15 protein-coding genes are annotated in these 18,526 nt (G+C 44.8%); 12 read left to right on the top strand and 3 right to left on the bottom strand.

Annotated elements, in window-relative coordinates; all coding sequences use genetic code 11:
- The first annotated feature begins 32 nt into the window (after positions 1-32).
- The 10 genes from trpB (at position 33) to KJB05_RS06655 (ending at position 9,929) form a co-directional block, all read left to right on the top strand.
- Positions 33-1,223: a tryptophan synthase subunit beta gene (gene trpB / locus KJB05_RS06700; RefSeq protein ID WP_064368599.1), complete on the top strand. Its 1,191-nt coding sequence runs from the start codon at positions 33-35 to the stop codon at positions 1,221-1,223.
- The gene (gene trpA / locus KJB05_RS06695) at positions 1,223-2,029 is read left to right on the top strand and encodes a tryptophan synthase subunit alpha (RefSeq protein ID WP_208445032.1); all 807 of its coding nucleotides are present in this window, start codon (positions 1,223-1,225) and stop codon (positions 2,027-2,029) included. Before trpB ends, trpA begins: the two co-directional genes overlap by 1 nt.
- A gap of 337 nt (positions 2,030-2,366) precedes the next feature.
- On the top strand, positions 2,367-3,626 hold the full coding sequence (locus KJB05_RS06690) for a dicarboxylate/amino acid:cation symporter (protein WP_208445031.1): 1,260 nt from the start codon (positions 2,367-2,369) through the stop codon (positions 3,624-3,626).
- Positions 3,627-3,788: 162 nt separating this feature from the next.
- Positions 3,789-4,988, top strand: a complete 1,200-nt coding sequence (locus KJB05_RS06685) for an acyl-homoserine-lactone synthase (RefSeq protein WP_208445030.1) — start codon at positions 3,789-3,791, stop codon at positions 4,986-4,988.
- Positions 4,981-7,530, top strand: a complete 2,550-nt coding sequence (locus KJB05_RS06680; protein ID WP_208445029.1) for a hybrid sensor histidine kinase/response regulator — start codon at positions 4,981-4,983, stop codon at positions 7,528-7,530. Before KJB05_RS06685 ends, KJB05_RS06680 begins: the two co-directional genes overlap by 8 nt.
- Before the next feature lie 94 nt (positions 7,531-7,624).
- Entirely contained in the window at positions 7,625-7,867 is a 243-nt protein-coding gene (locus tag KJB05_RS06675) for a hypothetical protein (protein WP_009706924.1), read from the top strand.
- Positions 7,868-7,995: 128 nt separating this feature from the next.
- Entirely contained in the window at positions 7,996-8,568 is a 573-nt protein-coding gene (locus tag KJB05_RS06670) for a septation protein A (RefSeq protein WP_005434973.1), read from the top strand.
- Positions 8,569-8,711: 143 nt separating this feature from the next.
- Positions 8,712-9,107, top strand: a complete 396-nt coding sequence (gene yciA, locus KJB05_RS06665; RefSeq protein ID WP_009706926.1) for an acyl-CoA thioester hydrolase YciA — start codon at positions 8,712-8,714, stop codon at positions 9,105-9,107.
- Positions 9,108-9,227: 120 nt separating this feature from the next.
- Positions 9,228-9,524, top strand: coding sequence for a YciI family protein (locus KJB05_RS06660; RefSeq protein ID WP_005434977.1), 297 nt, complete (start codon positions 9,228-9,230; stop codon positions 9,522-9,524).
- Between the two features lie 3 nt (positions 9,525-9,527).
- Positions 9,528-9,929, top strand: a complete 402-nt coding sequence (locus KJB05_RS06655) for a GspS/AspS pilotin family protein (RefSeq protein ID WP_005434979.1) — start codon at positions 9,528-9,530, stop codon at positions 9,927-9,929.
- 94 nt (positions 9,930-10,023) lie between these two features.
- Here KJB05_RS06655 and metE read toward each other — a convergent pair whose 3' ends face one another.
- Positions 10,024-12,306: a 5-methyltetrahydropteroyltriglutamate--homocysteine S-methyltransferase gene (metE, locus tag KJB05_RS06650; RefSeq protein ID WP_208445028.1), complete on the bottom strand. Its 2,283-nt coding sequence runs from the start codon at positions 12,304-12,306 to the stop codon at positions 10,024-10,026.
- Between the two features lie 264 nt (positions 12,307-12,570).
- Between metE and metR the strand changes: the two genes are divergently transcribed.
- Positions 12,571-13,482 carry an HTH-type transcriptional regulator MetR gene (gene metR, locus KJB05_RS06645; protein ID WP_009706929.1) on the top strand — a complete coding sequence of 304 codons (912 nt, stop codon included), beginning with the start codon at positions 12,571-12,573 and terminating at the stop codon, positions 13,480-13,482.
- A gap of 22 nt (positions 13,483-13,504) precedes the next feature.
- Here the strand turns inward: metR and KJB05_RS06640 are convergent, their stop codons facing one another.
- Both KJB05_RS06640 and KJB05_RS06635 read right to left on the bottom strand, forming a co-directional pair.
- Positions 13,505-13,705: a DUF4250 domain-containing protein gene (locus KJB05_RS06640; RefSeq protein ID WP_009706930.1), complete on the bottom strand. Its 201-nt coding sequence runs from the start codon at positions 13,703-13,705 to the stop codon at positions 13,505-13,507.
- Between the two features lie 184 nt (positions 13,706-13,889).
- Positions 13,890-14,600, bottom strand: a complete 711-nt coding sequence (locus KJB05_RS06635) for a hypothetical protein (protein WP_208445027.1) — start codon at positions 14,598-14,600, stop codon at positions 13,890-13,892.
- A gap of 212 nt (positions 14,601-14,812) precedes the next feature.
- On the opposite strand from KJB05_RS06635, the gene KJB05_RS06630 reads away from it, so the two are divergent.
- A complete protein-coding gene (locus KJB05_RS06630; protein ID WP_208445026.1) occupies positions 14,813-18,508 on the top strand; it encodes an Ig-like domain-containing protein in 3,696 nt (1,231 codons plus the stop codon).
- The last annotated feature ends 18 nt before the right edge of the window (positions 18,509-18,526 follow it).

The raw sequence follows: 18,526 nt of genomic DNA, 5'->3' as shown, positions 1-18,526 counted from the left end.
TCGTAGCGAAAAATACGAGAAGGAATATAACGATGGCAAAACTGAATGCCTACTTTGGCGAATACGGCGGTCAGTACGTTCCGCAAATTCTAGTTCCAGCATTGGAGCAACTAGAGCAAGCGTTTATCGACGCGCAAGAAGATCCAGAATTCCGCAGCGAATTCATGACGCTTCTTCAAGAGTATGCGGGCCGTCCAACGGCTTTGACTCTAACTCGTAACCTAACCAAAGGTACGAAAACCAAACTGTACCTAAAACGTGAAGACCTACTTCACGGTGGCGCGCACAAGACCAACCAAGTGTTAGGTCAAGCACTGCTTGCGAAACGCATGGGTAAAAACGAAATCATCGCTGAAACAGGCGCAGGCCAACACGGTGTTGCAACCGCACTAGCGTGTGCACTACTTGGCCTTAAGTGTCGCGTGTACATGGGTGCAAAAGACGTTGAACGTCAAAGCCCGAACGTATTCCGTATGAAGCTTATGGGCGCAGAAGTTATTCCTGTCCACTCGGGTTCAGCGACACTTAAAGATGCATGTAACGAAGCGCTGCGCGACTGGTCTGCAACTTACGAAGACGCGCACTACCTACTAGGTACAGCGGCAGGTCCTCACCCATTCCCAACGATCGTGCGTGACTTCCAACGCATGATTGGTGAAGAAACGAAGAATCAGATTTTGGCACGTGAAGGTCGTCTTCCTGATGCGGTTATCGCATGTGTGGGCGGTGGTTCAAACGCGATTGGCATGTTTGCTGACTTCATCGAAGAAGAAAGTGTTCGCCTAATTGGTGTTGAGCCAGCAGGTAAAGGTATCGATACTGACCAGCACGGTGCGCCACTTAAGCATGGTAAAACTGGCATCTTCTTTGGTATGAAAGCGCCATTGATGCAAGATCCAAACGGCCAAGTTGAAGAGTCATACTCTGTTTCTGCTGGTCTTGATTTCCCTTCAGTTGGTCCACAGCACGCACATCTAAACGCAATTGGCCGTGCTGAATATGACAACGTGACGGATGATGAAGCACTAGAAGCATTCCAGGAAATTGCGCGTAACGAAGGTATCATCCCTGCTCTAGAATCTTCTCACGCACTGGCTCATGCACTGCGTATGGCTCGTGAGAATCCAGAAAAAGAACAATTGTTAGTTGTGAACCTATCAGGTCGTGGTGATAAAGATATCTTCACTGTACATGCCATCCTAGAAGAAAAAGGAGCGATCTAATGAGCCGTTATGCAAAGATGTTTGAGCGCCTAAACGAGAAAAACCAAGGCGCGTTTGTACCGTTCGTAACGGTTTGCGATCCAAACGCAGAACAGTCTTACAAGATCATGGAAACATTGGTTGAGTCGGGCGCAGATGCCCTAGAACTTGGCATTCCATTCTCAGATCCGCTAGCCGATGGCCCAACCATCCAAAGCGCTAACATTCGCGCGTTAGACTCAGGTGCAACACCAGATATCTGCTTTGAGCAAATTGGTAAGATCCGAGCTAAATACCCAGAGTTACCTATTGGTCTTCTGATGTACGCGAACCTTGTTTACTCTCGTGGTATCGAGAACTTCTATGAGCGTTGTGCAAAAGCAGGTATCGATTCTGTTTTGATTGCAGATGTACCAACTAATGAAAGTGCCGAATTTGTTGCTGCTGCAGAAAAGTTTGGTATTCACCCAATCTTCATCGCACCACCAACGGCAAGTGATGAAACACTGAAGCAAGTATCAGAGTTAGGTGGCGGCTACACTTACCTACTCTCTCGTGCAGGTGTTACTGGCGCAGAAACCAAAGCAAACATGCCTGTAGGTCATATGCTGGATAGACTGAACCAATTTGATGCGCCACCAGCGCTACTTGGTTTTGGCATCTCAGAGCCAGCACAGGTGAAACAAGCACTAGAATCTGGTGCGGCGGGTGCTATCTCCGGTTCGGCTGTCGTGAAGATCATTGAAGCGAACGTTGAGCAGCCACAAATTATGCTCGACAAGCTAGGTGAATTCGTTTCTGCAATGAAAGCTGCAACACAGAAATAACGTATCACTGATTTGAAAAATATGAGATCGATTCCTTATTAAACATTCGGAATCGATCTTTTTTTTAACATTCACTTTCTAAAACCGCCCCACCGTTACCATCCATTTTATAAACAACACCAATCAAAACCATTACTTCGAACAATGACAAACGATTGCTATTGATTGAAAAACTATCATTAATCAAGAAATTCCCAATTAGTAGGTGAGTTTGTACCGGAATTGTATTGCTAATTGTGAATGATAAGTGTAAAAAGCAAGGCGATATAATTATCCAAATAACAACTTTAGATTGGTGGGTAATTTTAGGATTTTACATTTTATTAGCACAGAGATTATGGAAGTGTTAAAACAAAAGAGTTTGCTAAACAACATTGGCGTGCAAGTCGTCATTGCAATGATCGTAGGTACTGCCGTTGGTGCCTTTATGGGTCAAAGTGCGACTGTATTCGCGCCACTTGGTGCAATCTTTATCAACCTGATCAAGATGCTTGTGATCCCTTTGGTCGCAGTAGCGCTTATTTCAGGTGCAGCAGGTCTAGGCAACAGCCAATCTGCAGGTAAAGTGGGCTTGGTAACCCTAGGTTACTTTGGTCTGACATCCGCTCTAGCAGTAGCACTTGCGCTAGTCATGGGTGAAGTATTCCAACCGGGCATGGGCATCGACGTCTCTGGCGTTGAGGGCATGTTCTCAGCAGAATACGCTTCAAAAGGTGAGCTACCTACTTTCTGGGCAACCATCACTGGTATGATCCCAACTAACGTTTTCCAATCACTAAACGAAGCCAACATCCTTCAGATCCTTGTGTTCTGTATGTTCTTCGGTATCGCGATTTCAAAACAAGAAAAATCACGTCGCGAGCCAATCATCAATGGTGTTAACTGCATCGTTGACGCTATGGTTTGGATGATCAACAAGGTGATGATCATTGCTCCTATCGGTGTATTTGGTCTGATGGCTGAAGCGGTAGGTACGTTCGGTTTTGGTGCCCTGATGGTGGTATTCAAACTGTTCGTTGTTTACGTAGCGGCAATCCTAGTGTTCGGCTTCGTGGTTTACCCAACAATGGTGCACGTGTTCACTAAGACATCGGCGAAGAAGTTCGTTTCAGCAATGAAAAAGCCACAAGCCGTTGCACTTTCTACAGCTTCTTCAATGGCGACACTGCCAGTAACAATGGATACGTGTGAGAAAGAGCTAGGTGTTCGCAACTCAACAGCATCATTTGTTCTGCCTCTTGGTGCGACCATCAACATGTCTGGTAACGCGATTTACTACGGTCTAGTAGCCATTTTCTTCGCGCAACTGTTCAACATCGACCTAGGCATGGGCGCATACATTGCGATCATCGTAACTTCAACACTAGGCGCAGTAGGCCAAGCAGGTGTTCCTGGTCCTTCATTCCTTGTTGTGGCTGTACTTCTAGCGGCAGGTATCCCAATTGAAGGTCTACCACTATTGTTCGCTCTTGACCGTATCTTCGATATGATTCGTACCGCACTAAACATCACCGGCGACGCAGCATGTGCCGTTATCGTTGATGCACTAGTGGAAGAAGAAGCACAGCAAGTTGAGCTTCAAAAGCAAGAAGCTTAAGCCTGAATGCAATTTAAACAAGCCGCTCAAAAGAGCGGCTTTTTTTCATCTCAAACTTGCCTTACGTAACCGTTTAAATAGAAACCGGTAGCATATTTTTTCTTTAGTGATATAAGGACGACACAAACATAAAAAATCAATAGACCTAGGCTAGGTTGTCCCATGAAATTAACCTTATCTTTAGGCTCACTGTCGGCTAACAGTTTGTCTATCGAACAAAAACAGCAAGCGCTGCTCGACCTTGTGATCAACGCTTATGAACCACATGAGCGCACTGCGCTTTTTCAAGCCATTACGGATTATCGCAAAAATCAACTCACCTCTCTCTTCCCAGAGCATCAGCACAAAAGCTATTCCGTTCTCTTTGAGTTAATGGATTATCGCGATCTTATTCAACGCTATCCAAGCACACTATCAGAGGAAATTGCTCTACTTGAAGTCGTTGTGGGACAGTGCTACATGCATTGGTTGGACTTTTGGTGTGAGTGTGAGATCGCTGCGATTAAAGCCAAGTTTCCATTAAAAGGATACGCATCAACAGCGCCCAAACTGCCCTTTGAAGACAGCGCTTATTACGGTGCTCTAATTGAGCGCGTAGAAGATGCTCAACTTATGGTACAAGCTCCAAGCCATCCGCAGGCAATGCCACTGAGTGATGCAATTGCACTCAGCAATCTTGAGCTTTTTATACAAGGTGAAAAGTGGTACGAAATGCTGCCACTGTTGTTTTTGTCCCAAGTTGGTAAACACTTCATCGTGTTAAAGCACCCAGACCACGAGCCTTGCCCTACTCTTGTTGCTTCTGCACTTATCCAAGATTGGTCCATTCATGATACTTGGCTCAGCTACGCGCCGCAGTTTAGTAACGAACAGTGGAATTACTGCTTTCCTAGTTATGGCTACTCCGAATTCACGCGTTTACAGCTATTTACACCATCTGCACTGTTAAAATGTTACTCTCTCCCAGAATTTGATAGTGAATTCAAGTTACAATTGGCTGATACGCAAGCCGTATGTGAAGTGCTGCGCCTGACAGTAAGTGGAAATGCTCAACAAAAACTCTACTTCCTCTACCTCGCTCAAAAAGAACTGATGAGCGTGCTGCATCAAACAGGTTATAAAATCGGCTTCACCATTATCGAGCAACCTTTCATGCTCAACTTTTATCAAGCCATTGACGCAAAAGCGTATTTCCATTCAGGTTATTGCGACTTAAATAACGATGGCAAAGAGACGTACCGTGGATTCTGGAATTTTGAAATGATGGTCAAAGCATTCAGTGATACCGACTTTCGAGGCTATAAACGTGCCGTTCGAGAGATCAGAAAACGTGGTTCCTTAGAAAGAGATGAGCATGTTTGATTTTAGCTTAGAGGCAATAATCTACGCCAAGGCCGTGACGCTTCTCGCGACCGTAGCCGTGGTTATGATGTGGCTCTTCTATTATTGCTATCGCCTAAAACAAAAAAATGAAGTGATCTTCGGTACACACCACGCACCTTATATTGCGTATTCAGTGTGTATCATTGCGTGGATCAGCAGTAACGCATACTTCCATACGGACTTATTGCCTCAACTTGGCGCAACGGCCGGCATATTCATGGCAAAGTTTGCCAACCTTGCCTCGTTTTTTGCCTTTGCGTTTGCGTACTACTTCTCTTGCCAACTCGCGGCAGAACAGCGAAAAGGCAAAGTCCATCTATGGCAGCAGGCGATTTTCGTTACCCTTACGGTCTACTCCCTGTTTATCAATTTGCGTCCCGATTTGACGGTTGAACATGTGGACATTGTAGGGCCAAGCCAATTCGTCATTGAGTTTGGGCCTCATACTTCGTACTTCTTTATTGGTCTTGTCAGCTTAGTTGTCCTCACGCTAGTAAACCTTGTTGCCATGAGAACCAACAGCAGCAAGTTGACCTTAGCGAAGACGAATTACATGATCGCCGGTATCTTGGTGTTCATGCTGTCTACCGCAACCATTCACCTTGGAATGACCTATTTCATGGGGGATTTCTCACTCACTTGGTTACCACCAGCCTTGTCTATTAGTGAGATGTTGTTTGTCGGTTATGCATTATTGACCTCTCGCTTCTACAGCGTGAAATATCTGGCCTACATGTGTCTAAGTGCATTGCTCGTTTGTGCGATATTTGTTCTTCCGCTGGGGGCAATATTTATTCCGCTAACGGACAGCAACCAATGGCTTATCGCCACACCTATCTGCGCGCTCATCGGTATCACATGGCATTTACTCTACAAACGAGTGAGTCGTTACGCTTCTTTCCTGATTTACGGCAACAAAAAGACTCCGGTGCAACAAATCCTAGCGCTAGAGGAAGATTTTAAACTGTCGATCGATGAGGCTATGCGTCACCTTGGGAATCTACTGCAAATTCCAAACGACAAGTTGCGCCTCGTGACCAGCAACTACAACGAGACCTTCTACGAAGATTACCTTTCCTCTAACAAGTCCGTGTTGGTCCTTGATGAGCTTTCTGAAGAGTTGGATTATAAGGTTTCCACAAAAGGCTCGCTCAAAGCCCTCTACGACAAGATGAGCTCGAACGACACGGCTTTAGTGATGCCTTTATTTGGTCAAGGCAAATCGGTGACACACTTGTTGGTTTCTCCACATAAGAGCAACAATCAAATGTTCTCTAATGAAGAGATCTCCGCACTACAGACCTTGCTCACGCGAGTCCAAAGCACTATTGAGGCCGACCGCCGCATTCGTCAAAGTCGCGCTCTAGCGAACTCGATTGCCCATGAGATGCGTAACCCTCTTGCTCAAGTTCAATTACAATTTGAGGCCCTAAAGCAGCATATCGAAGATCAAGCCTCCGTCGAGCAGATCAAATTGGATATAGAGAATGGCCAAGCGGCGATTCAACGTGGCCGACAACTTATCGATATCATTTTGCGAGAAGTGAGCGACAGCTCTCCGGAGCATGAGCCTACCGCGATGACTTCGATTCACAAAGCCGTCGACCAAGCCGTCAGTCACTACGGTTTTGAAAATGAGAAGATAATTGAAAGAATTCGCTTACCGCAACACACTGACTTTGTTGCAAAACTCAACGAGACCTTATTTAACTTTGTCATTTTCAATCTGATTCGTAATGCAATTTACTATTTTGATTCGTATCCAGACAGTCAAATTGAGATAAGCACCAAAACGGGTCCTTACGAAAACATTCTCGTCTTCCGTGACACTGGTCCAGGCATCGACGAGACGATATCTCACAAGATCTTTGATGACTTTTTCTCTTACCAAAAGAGCGGTGGTAGCGGCTTAGGTTTAGGTTACTGTCAGCGTGTAATGCGTTCATTTGGCGGCAGAATTGAGTGTGAGTCTAAGCTTGGCGAATTTACCGAGTTTCATTTGTACTTCCCTGTTGTGCCAAATGCACCAAAAGCAGAAACCTTACGCACGCCTTACTTCAATGACTGGAAACACAGTAAACGAAGCACTGAACATAAAGTCACGGCCAACGTACAAATAGATAGCCAAGCACCAACAGTGCTCATTGTTGACGATAAAGAGGTGCAACGTGCGCTTGTACAAATGTATTTGAACCAATTGGGCGTCAACAGCTTACAAGCGAATAACGGTGAAAACGCAGTAGAAGTATTTAAAAACAACCACGTAGATTTGGTTCTAATGGATGTGCAAATGCCTGTTATGAACGGGTTTGATGCAAGCCAAAGAATCAAGGAGCTCTCTCCCCAAACGCCTATCATTGCTTTGTCGGGCGAGTCTGGTGAGCGAGAATTAGACATGATCAAAAAGCTAATGGACGGGAGACTAGAGAAGCCAACGACATTGAACGCTTTGCGTCATGTTTTGAACAACTGGTTGAATAAAGATGCCGCGTCTAACTCTTTTGAAAAAGAGAACGAATAGTTGGCATCTGATATGCATTGCTGAAGTACAAATCGAATTATCCACAGACTCAAGTCCTCTACAGGATGGAGGAGCAGCTTGATAAGGAGTGAACATGATGCTTCATCGACACACATATTACGGCTTGATTCACCACGGTATCAAAACACTGTTGCTTGATCGCGTCGGTCATTACACTGAAGAAGAATACCACCAGTACCTAAGCCTAATGACCGGAAAATCAACGTGTTTTACCATGTCTCATGATGAGTTAGAGGCGACCGTAGATAACCTTCTGAGAGAGGGTTACCTAGAAGACGTTAAGACATTAATCACGCGCTACCAAAACGTTGCGTAGCCACGACTCCCCTCAAAGAATTGCCGTATTGATTACGGCAATTTTTGTTTCCACTAAGCTATAAATGTTCACATTGCCTCAGATTTCGCTAGACTGTCCTCAACTCAACAACTCGGTATTTTTGCAGCATGAAGCAAATCCTTGATTTTATTCCACTCATCGTCTTCTTTGCACTTTATAAGATGTACGACATTTACGTTGCGACTGGTGCTCTTATTGCCGCGACTGCCATCCAGATTGTGTTGACGTTTGTACTGTACAAAAAAGTAGAGAAGATGCAGCTCATCACTTTCGCCATGGTGGCTATCTTTGGCGGGATGACGATCTTCCTCCACGACGAGAACTTCATCAAATGGAAAGTGACCATTGTTTACGTGATATTTGCTGTAGGCTTGGCTGTAAGCCATGCAATGGGCAAATCAGCAATCAAAGGCATGTTAGGTAAAGAGATAACACTCCCAGATGCGGTTTGGACCAAGATTAACTGGGCATGGGTAGGCTTCTTTTCGTTCTGCGCTGGCTTGAACGTTTATGTTGCGTTCGAACTCCCATTGGATGTTTGGGTGAACTTCAAAGTGTTTGGTTTGTTGATTGCGACGTTCGCTTACATGATTGCAACGGGCTTCTATATCTATAAACACATGCCAAAAGAACAGAAAGAGCAAAAAGAGAACTCATCCGATGTATCGGTTGATGATTAAAAACTCAGTTTTGCTATAATTCGCTCATATTGATTATTCACAGCGACCTTTGGGTCGCTGTTTTGTTCTTGCTGTCTGGACTTTTGGTGTTGCCTTATTGCATTCCACCCAGACTAGCTTTGCTAGAGTTAATGGATGTCAAAATGAGTCAGGAAATTCAATCCCCTCGCGGCCAACTGCTGCTTCGTACCCTCGCTATGCCTGCCGACACTAACGCCAATGGCGATATTTTCGGTGGCTGGATCATGTCTCAGCTCGATTTAGCGGGCGGTATTCTTGCTAAAGAAATCTCTTCTGGTCGAATCGTAACGGTCTCAGTATCAAGTATCACTTTTAAAAAACCCGTTCGAGTCGGCGACGTTGTATGTTGTTACGGCGAATGTACTAAAATCGGTCGCACTTCAATGAGCATCGATTTAGAAGTTTGGGTTAAGCCAATCAAAGAACACGGCATTGAAGACCGTTTCATGGTTTGTGATGCCACCTTCAACTATGTTGCGATCGATACTGAAGGCAAACCACGCCCAATTCAGAAGTAATCAAGTACGCCATAACCAATAAATGCTAGGAAGAACCTCACAATTTTTCATGTTCGCTTGTGAGTGACACAAAAAAGGCGTTAAATTAAGACTTTACCCTACCAATTAAGGAAATATGCTATGTGGTACGTCATCTTTTCTCAGGACGTCGAGAATTCATTGGAAAAACGTATGAGTGTTAGACCGCAACACCTTGAGCGCTTACAACAGCTTCAAGACGAAGGTCGACTACTCACAGCGGGTCCAATGCCAGCGATCGATTCTGATAATCCAGGTGAAGCGGGCTTTACAGGCTCAACCGTTATAGCAGAGTTTGCTTCTTTGGAAGATGCTCAAGCATGGGCTGATGCCGATCCTTATATCGCGGCGGGTGTTTACGAAAATGTCATCGTAAAACCGTTCAAGAAAGTGTTTTAAGTTATGAAAAAATTACTGTGTCTATTCCTCGCATTTGGTGCCTTAGCTGGCTGTTCATCGAACGATGATAAACAGCGCCAGCTCGAATTGATGGCCTCAAACCGTGCGGGTGTTCTTTCTGCGGGCTTACCGCTTGAATACGGTCCTCTTAAGATTTTACGCATCTCATCCAATAAGAATGTGGTAGAGATGATGATGATCTACAACGACGATGCACTGGGTGCTAAGCCGTTGAACCAAGTTTTGAATACCAGCATCTACACCTACTGCAACACGCCTTCCGTTCGTGAGCAAATCGATATGGGCTTGATGTACCGCATTAAGATCCGTAACTCTCGCGGCCAATTAATGGCAGATGAGCTAGTATCAGAACAAACTTGTACTGCGACTCAACAGCCACAGTAATGCGCTTGTTCGTTCACTAGAATGAGTAAGAAATCAGATAGAAAAAAGCGAGGCTCAATGTCCTCGCTTTTTTATTTTCATTCGCTAGTAATCATTAAGCGAGCTCAGTGCGTAACTTTTTCGCGGCTGAGACCAGATTTGCTAACGCCGCTTCTGTCTCAGCCCAGTTTCTCGTCTTCAAGCCACAATCTGGGTTCACCCATAAGCGCTGCACCGGCACCTTCTCTGCTGCCTTCTTCAACAGATCTTCAATCCACTCTTGTGTTGGAATGTTTGGCGAGTGAATGTCGTAAACGCCAGGGCCGATTTCGTTTGGATAATTAAACTCTTCAAACGCTTTGAGTAATTCCATGTTCGAGCGAGATGTCTCAATGGTAATGACGTCCGCATCCAACGCTGCTACCGAATCAATAATCTCATTGAACTCGCTGTAACACATGTGGGTGTGGATTTGAGTCTCCGGTTTCGCGCTTGCTGCAGAGATCTTAAACGCATCAACAGCCCATTGCAGATACGCTTTGTGGTCGCGCTTCTTCAAAGGTAGACCTTCACGTATTGCAGGTTCATCAATCTGGATAATATTGATGCCTGCATCTTGTAGGTCGGATACTTCATCACGTAAAGCAAGCGCTAGTTGGTCTGCAATTTCCTTACGGGTGATATCTTCTCGCGGGAATGTCCAACATAGTATCGTCACTGGGCCTGTGAGCATGCCTTTCATCTGCTTGCTGGTTAATGACTGCGCGTAGGTAGACCATTCAACCGTGATCGGCTTTTCGCGTTCAATATCTGCCACAACAATGGCTGGTTTCACACAACGAGAGCCGTAGCTTTGTACCCAACCAAACTTTGTGGTTTGGAAGCCAGCCAAGTTTTCGGCAAAGTATTCCACCATGTCGTTACGCTCTGCTTCGCCATGCACCAACACATCAAGGTCGAGCGCTTCTTGGCGTTTTACCGCATCAGCAATGTGCCCTTTAAGCGCTTGGTGATACCCAGCTTCTGAAAGCTTGCCAGTGCGATATGCGCTGCGCTGAACACGGATTTCACCCGTTTGTGGGAAGGAGCCAATGGTCGTCGTCGGAAGTAGCGGCAAATCAAGTACCTCAGCTTGGTGGGCAGCACGCTCAACATACGGTGCACTTCGCTCACCGAGTGATGCGGTAATGCTATTCAAACGTGCCTGTACCTGAAGTTTGTTCACATGAGTGGCCGTTTTACGGTCCTTAATTGGCTGGCTGTAAGTATCGCACGCTAGAATGGCGTTTGGGTCACCATCTAGCGCACGCCCAAGTAGCGCCACTTCCGTCACTTTTTGCTTCGCAAACGCAAACCAACTTTTCACTTCTTCACTCAAAGAAGGTTCGAGATCGAGGTCAACAGGGCTATGTAACAGTGAGCAAGAGCTCGCAACCCATAATCGGTCGCCAATTTTATCTTTAACGGGCTGTAAACGTTCCAACTGTTTGCTTAGGTCAGTACGCCACACATTACGTCCATTCACTACACCCGCAGACAATATCCAATCCTCTGGCAACTTAGTGACAACTTCATCCAGTTGCTCTGGTGACGCAGACAAATCAACATGCAGGCCATCCACTGGCAGCTCAATAATCTTATTCAGCGTATCATTAACAGAATCAAAATAGGTCGTCAGTAAAACTTTCACATCACTGCGAATCACCTGATATCCGAGCTTGAATGCGTCTGCCCATTTGTCTTCAAGTTCAAGTGAAAGAATAGGTTCATCAATCTGCACCCACTCGACACCCAAACTTACCAGCTTAGAGAGAATGGCTTGATACGCAGTCAAAATTCTCGGCAATAGCGTTAGGCGGTCAAAGCCCTCTTCCACTTCTTTGCCTAAATACAGGTAACTTAATGGCCCAAGCAGAACCGGCTTCACTTTATGCCCTGCTTTAATCGCATCGTTCACTTCCTCAAACAATTGAGGCCAACTGACTTCAAATGAATCGTCCTTACTGAATTCCGGAACAATGTAGTGATAGTTGGTGTTGAACCACTTCGTCATATCAGAGGCAGCAACTCCTTTGCAATCACAGCTAGCTTGAGATTGCCCACGGCCGACTTTGAATAGCGTGTCTAGATCTGGAAACCCATTGGCGTGACGCTTCGGTACATGCCCAAGCAGCAAGGTGGTCGTAAGCACATGATCGTACCAAGCAAAGTCACCAGCAGCTGCGAAGGTTAAACCCGCTTCCGTCTGCGTGTTCCAGTTCTTCTCACGTAATGCAGCACCAACTTGTTTGAGTTCGTTTTGATCTATTTCTCCTCGCCAGTATTTCTCCTGAGCAAATTTGAGTTCGCGTTTTTCACCAATGCGTGGGTAACCAAGAATATGCGTTGTCGTCGCCATGTCCGTATTCCTTATTCAGTGTCTGATGTTTGAGTCAGAGCATCGAGTATGAAACTCACCAAGATGTCTGGATGGCTAAAACTATCTCTCTGACAAGCGAATTGAACAACATCCAATTATTCAACTTGTTTATTAAATAATTTCATAGTGAGGGATCTCACTCGCACTCAATTAAAACAAACGGACGTCTAGACGTTTACATATCCATTTTTTATCGGTAAGTTAATAAAGCTCATGGCAGACACATAAGGATGAATGGGATTCATGATAGAGTTGAAACACTTACGTACCCTCACCTCGTTACGAGATACAGGGTCACTCACAGCGACAGCGACAGCTTTGCATCTGACGCAATCAGCCCTTTCTCACCAAATCAAAGATCTCGAGTCTCGTATTGGCGGTCAGCTATTCTTACGTAAAACTCGCCCCGTGAAATTTACATCTGAAGGTGAAATCTTGCTGCGACTAGCCGATGACGTGTTGCCAAAGCTTGCCAGAGCCGAGAACGAACTCGCGAGTCTAAAAGAAGATGTGAATGGCCGTTTGCACATGGCTATCGAATGTCACTCTTGCTTCCAGTGGTTGATGCCTGCGCTTAAGGAGTATCAGATCACGTGGCCAAGCGTGACGCTCGACTTCTCGTCCGGTTTTGGCTTTGAGCCTCTACCTGCATTACTCGCCGGAGAACTTGATTTAGTGATCACTTCCGACATTCAGCCACGCTCTGAAGTGCATTATGAACCGCTGTTTGATTTCGAAATGCGCTTGATCACGTCCACCAGCCATCCCCTTGCCAATAAAGAGATCATTGAACCTGAAGATCTTGCCGATCAAACCATGCTTTCTTACCCAGTTCAGAAACAAAGATTGGATGTGGTGAAGCACTTCTTACAGCCAGCAGGTATAGAGCCAGCAAAATGGAAGCAAGCAGATAACACCCTAATGCTCGTTCAAATGGTCTCAGCAGGATTGGGCGTCGCGGCATTGCCTAACTGGGCTATTTCGGAGTTTTCACGTCAAGGGCTCATTACCAGTAAGCCATTTGGTGATGGGTTATGGCGTCGCTTGTTTGCTGCAACACGAAACTCAGAAAAAGATAAGCGTTATTTACAAGCCTTCTTTGCCACCGCGCGCCAACAATGCAAAAGCCACCTTGACGGCATCAAGATGGCTTAAAAATTCGGAAAGCGAGACGAATTTAACGTTCGTAAGATTTGAATTGATTAGTGAGTGGGTCGTATTGATAGCCAAGCATATCAAGCTTGCCCACTAGCGATTCCACATCCATTTCGTACATGGAAACGAGCTCTTCAAAGCTGTCGCACTCTAAGCGCAGCTTTTCATTAACGATACCCAGCAAAATAATGCTGTCCCAGTTACTAACATTGCTTAAGTCCATAGCGACACTCCTCTAAGACAAGGTATTCGACCTCAATTCTGTTGAGCACATGCGTCTTGGCGCACTCTAAACGAATAGAGGTTATATCTAAAGCGTAGACTGAATCGGATGATTTGAAAGTGAGCTCGGTCTAAATCCCGAGCTCATTAAGCAGAATTCTGAGAGGGTGTAAGGTCACTTAGGCTTATGCGCCAAGCAAGAATAGACCTTGAAGGCTGGTCATTGAAGCAAGAGCCAGTAATAGCGCCGCCGCCAATTGAACTTTATTCGGCGCTTTGTGAGTAAAGATATGCCAGCACCAAACGACAATGGCCATAATCAGCATCGCCAATGACGCTAAGATGTGTTGCGTCACCGAGTTTAGCGTCGCTTCATCCAATTGATAAGCCGAGAATAAGGTCATCACGACCAACAACATACCTGAAACCACGCCAGTCACAGGCAAAATACGGTGGAAAGCTTGCAGACGACTGCGTGCGATAACCAGAAGCAGTTGAGCAAATGCCGCACCCAAGAAGAAGATCATCAGCGCCATCGAAGCCGAGGCAGCCCAATGCGGTTGCTCAAACACTTGAATGCTCACATAAGCAAACGCCAAACCATTTGCAAGATGCAGCGCCCATAGCGGACCTTTTTCACGAGTCTTTTTAGTCTGAACTTGAGAATAGAAATAAAAGAGCGTGAACACGACCATAAACGCTTCAATACGGAGTGAAGCCACTGCCAACCAAAGAATACCAATTGATGGCAACATCTTATGCAGACGACCACGTTGACCAGGGCAGATATCGCCTTTAATCAAAAGCAAAGTCAACAGCGCTTGTGCGCCAAACAGCATTGGAGGAAAAGTTAACAGCAGTTGTTGAATCATGTTGAATGCAAACTCAAAAGTCATTTTGGGGTGGCGATAATAGCAAATCGCCTAGAGGCAGACTAGCCCGTTACCTCATCGTCGACTCGCAGACTTTAAAAGTAGGTATATCTCGAAATACTCATTAACTCCCTAATGTTAGCATCGCCATCAAATAGCTACCGAATCTGCTATTTAATTCGAACGCACGAACTTTACATTCTGCATAAAAGTCAAAGCGTAAAGTCAAAAATAAAATGAAAAATAGAACTCTCATCTCTGCTCTCTTTTGCCTGTTAGCGTTATCAGGCTGTGGTTTTGATAAAGAGCCAGCCCACTCCATTGCGTACGAAACACCTAGTGTTTCTCTTGAGTTGGTTATTCATACTGAAGCTCTTTCAGTCCACAAAGGAGGCAATCTCAACTTTACAGCTCAGCTATTAGAGTCTGGAAATCATGATGTACCACTCGATGTAAATGCGGTGGTATGGAAAAGCTCAAACGAGAACATTGCTACGATAAGCGCAAGCGGTCAACTACTTGCCAAATCCAAAGGCACCACTACGATCACAGCATCAATGGCTGAAGGTGATACCCCGCTATCGACAAGCATTGAAATTACAGTTTTGGAAGTAACGCTCTCACGTTTAACCCTCGTATTAGAGAATGAAAATTCAATTCCGGCAGGCCTTACTCTCCCTTTTCAAGCCATAGGAGAGTATTCAGATGGAAACAACGTAAACTTAACTGACTCTTCATCGCTCTTATGTGACATTAGTGATTCTTCTGTAGCCCAACTAAACCTAGAAAACTCCGAAATCAGTATTAAAGGAATGCGTGTTGGTGAGACAACGCTTAACTGTGCACTTAAGAACACTAACATTAAAGTAACTAGAAGCATCTCCGTCAGTAAAGCCATACCAGTCGAGTTACTCATCGACATAGATCATCTGTCGCTTGCCGTCGGTTTAAGTACAAACATCCTTCCGTCCGTCAAATTATCGGATGGCTCTATAGAAGAAATTACAAACGCAGATGAAGTGGAATGGGAGATCAACGATCACTCATTGGTATCTGTGCACAGAGAGTCTAATCAAACCAAAATATTTGCCGCCTCTCCAGGGACTGTAACCTTAACCGGTAGAATTCAAAGCAAAGGTATTTCAAAAAGAGCTTCAATAGTCATTACTCCCGCCATCTTTTCTGATCTCAATGTAATGCTCGAAAAAGCTGAAATACCGGCAGGCTTCTCTACCATTGTTCACGCATCAGCCAAACTTACCGATCGTTCAAGTATTGATGTAACACTAGACCCAGAAGTAAGTTGGTCTTTGGTCCCAACAGACATCGCACGCTTAGAGACAAAGGAAGACAAACTTGTTATCAACACGCTGAAATCAGGTCAAGCTACACTCATAGCCTCACTCAACGATGGGAAAATCCGAGCTCAAGCAACGTTAGTGGTTTCCGAGCCAGTCGTTACGACACTTAATTTATCTTCTGACATAGATTCATTGCCTATTGGGTTATCCCATTCTGTCAAAGCTTGGGCTACGCTGTCCGACGGATCTATTAGCGAGGTAACTGAGAGCTCAGGTTTAGAATGGACGGTAGATAATGCTGAAATTGCAACATTTGGTCGTAGTACTCAAAAAGGAACGGTGACTGGCCTTAACACTGGAAAGGTGAACATCACAGGAACACTTTTTGATAAATGGCAAAGTACTACGGAGTTGACTGTTACAGAAGCTATCGCAACAGGAATAAATTTCGATGATTCCGACCTTTCCTTACCTGTAGGGCTTGGACGCTACTTCAAGATAAACGCCTCATTTTCAGATGGAAGTACCACTGATATATCTAACTCCCCAGAGCTCCAATTTTTTATCGAAAACAACCAAATTGCCGATTTAGACAACGAAGAAAGCAACCGAGTAATCGGACGGAATATTGGTACCACAACAATTACAGCAAGCGCTAAGTTCAACTCAATAGAACATCAAAGTGACATGACATTGGAAATCATACCACCAGCCATAAAAGAGCTTGTTCTAGAATCAACAAACACAGAAATAACAGCCGGCTTTCCTCTTATGCTACAAGTCATTGCGACTATGACCGACGATACTGAGGTAAACATCACTAACAGTTCGATACTGGATTGGGACGTCGATAAAACTAATGTGGCTTCACTCACTGTATCAACCGATGGAGTCATTATTACAGGAATAGAAAAAGGTAAGGTAAACGTCTCTATAAGCGCTGAGTCTTTCCCTTCGAGAGTTACAACCAATAGAACGTTTACCGTTATTCCAAAAAACTATGGGATTCAACTGGAAGTGGATTCTGCCTCACCATTAATGCGCTCAGTATTCGAGGGCTACGACATTGATGACGTCAAGGTTCGACATAACGGATTGACAAGTTTTGACTTATTGAATGCTACGCCGCGCTACCTCAACAATCCCTTAGTTAAAATAAACCGTCAACATTTTCGTCTTGATGGCTTTATTTCGCCTTTTCAAAGCGTACATTTTGAACTGCCAGAATGGTTTGATGAACCTATTAATTCGGCCTATTTCGTTGATGAGCAACCATTGTTCAAAGCACATATACGAGCTTATGCCGACGTCAGACAAAATGACGACAAATACGCACAGCCAACGACAGAAAACGTTTATCAATATGAAAAAGAGTTGCGTGGCTTTAAACAGTTAATGAATAACTATGACTATAACCATCGGTTTATCGGCTTCATTCAAAGCTATATGAGTTCAAGAACCCGCATGATCCGGCATGAAGATCATTGGTGTGAAGTAGAAACGCTACTGACATCAACTCGTTCAATAGAAAGCAGTTCTGACCACTTTGCTAAATTCAAAGGTAACGATACTTCACCACATACATTGAAACACGTAAGCCTTATCGCAAATAAGCCGAGTGCGACCTACATGATGCTGACCCGAGAAGCCAACGGCGTCGCAACGGTTGGAGATGGGTGGTTGAGCGTACGTGATTTTAGGTTGTTTTCTGAAGGGGCTACATCACCTAAAACAACCTACCTACACGAAAAGATGCACAACCACGGCTTCGGTCATAAAGGAGGGATGACCTATGGCTACCCCGCAGAGACTGGCAAGTATGTGAATCAATCTTGGACACAGTTTTACGAAGATGGCGCGGTTGAGGCATCAACACCAACACTTGCAAGCCAATATGAACTCAAAGACCTCGGTGAACAATTTAAGCTAGAGATCTCATTTTTAGATAAGAGCACATCAAGGCCATCAAACAGATACCTTGATAAGTTCATCTTGCTTACCACTTCTTTGTCCAAACTAAAACAGAGCTATGCAATTGACAATAACAATAATGTCACTGAGATATTTCCAGAACCCAACTCTGGTTATGATCACACCTATATATTCAACGATATTGGTAGCATAAGGCCTCAAAGCCTAAGCGAGAGTAACTCCAACGTTACGACATCAAGACTTGCCTTTATTTTTGATAAGCCTGATCAAGCAACTACTGATAATGTTCCCACATCTATGATCTTCATTGGGGGAAGTAAAGAAGATACAAAACAGCAAGCTAATCTCGTGATCAACTACTCTGGTTCTGGTGGGTTTGTCAGCGAAGACGGACAACTCATTTATCTAACTAAAAAGTGGGAGAAAAGTGAGAACGACGTCTTCATCAATGAAGTAGATACGCATTCTCCACTCGAAGCGGAGCAGTTCTGCAAAGATAAAGGACTTAGCTTAGGAACACTAAAGCCATTTCGGTCAAATGAGATGATGAATTTCCAAACAAAATATCAAAAATACGGTTCTCAGGTAGGGCTGTCTTACGAAAATGGGACGCCGATGGCGGTCTCTGTGCCAACTACTTACAGACCAAATACCATAAAAGAAGTAGAAAAAGGGGCAGTAATCGTGTGTCGCAAGTAACAAGAGGACGTAAGCAGT

It is taken from the genome of Vibrio sp. B1ASS3 (assembly GCF_905175355.1).
Taxonomy (GTDB): domain Bacteria; phylum Pseudomonadota; class Gammaproteobacteria; order Enterobacterales; family Vibrionaceae; genus Vibrio; species Vibrio owensii.
Note: the sequence above shows the minus strand (reverse complement) of the source record. Positions and strands in the feature narration are given on the sequence as shown.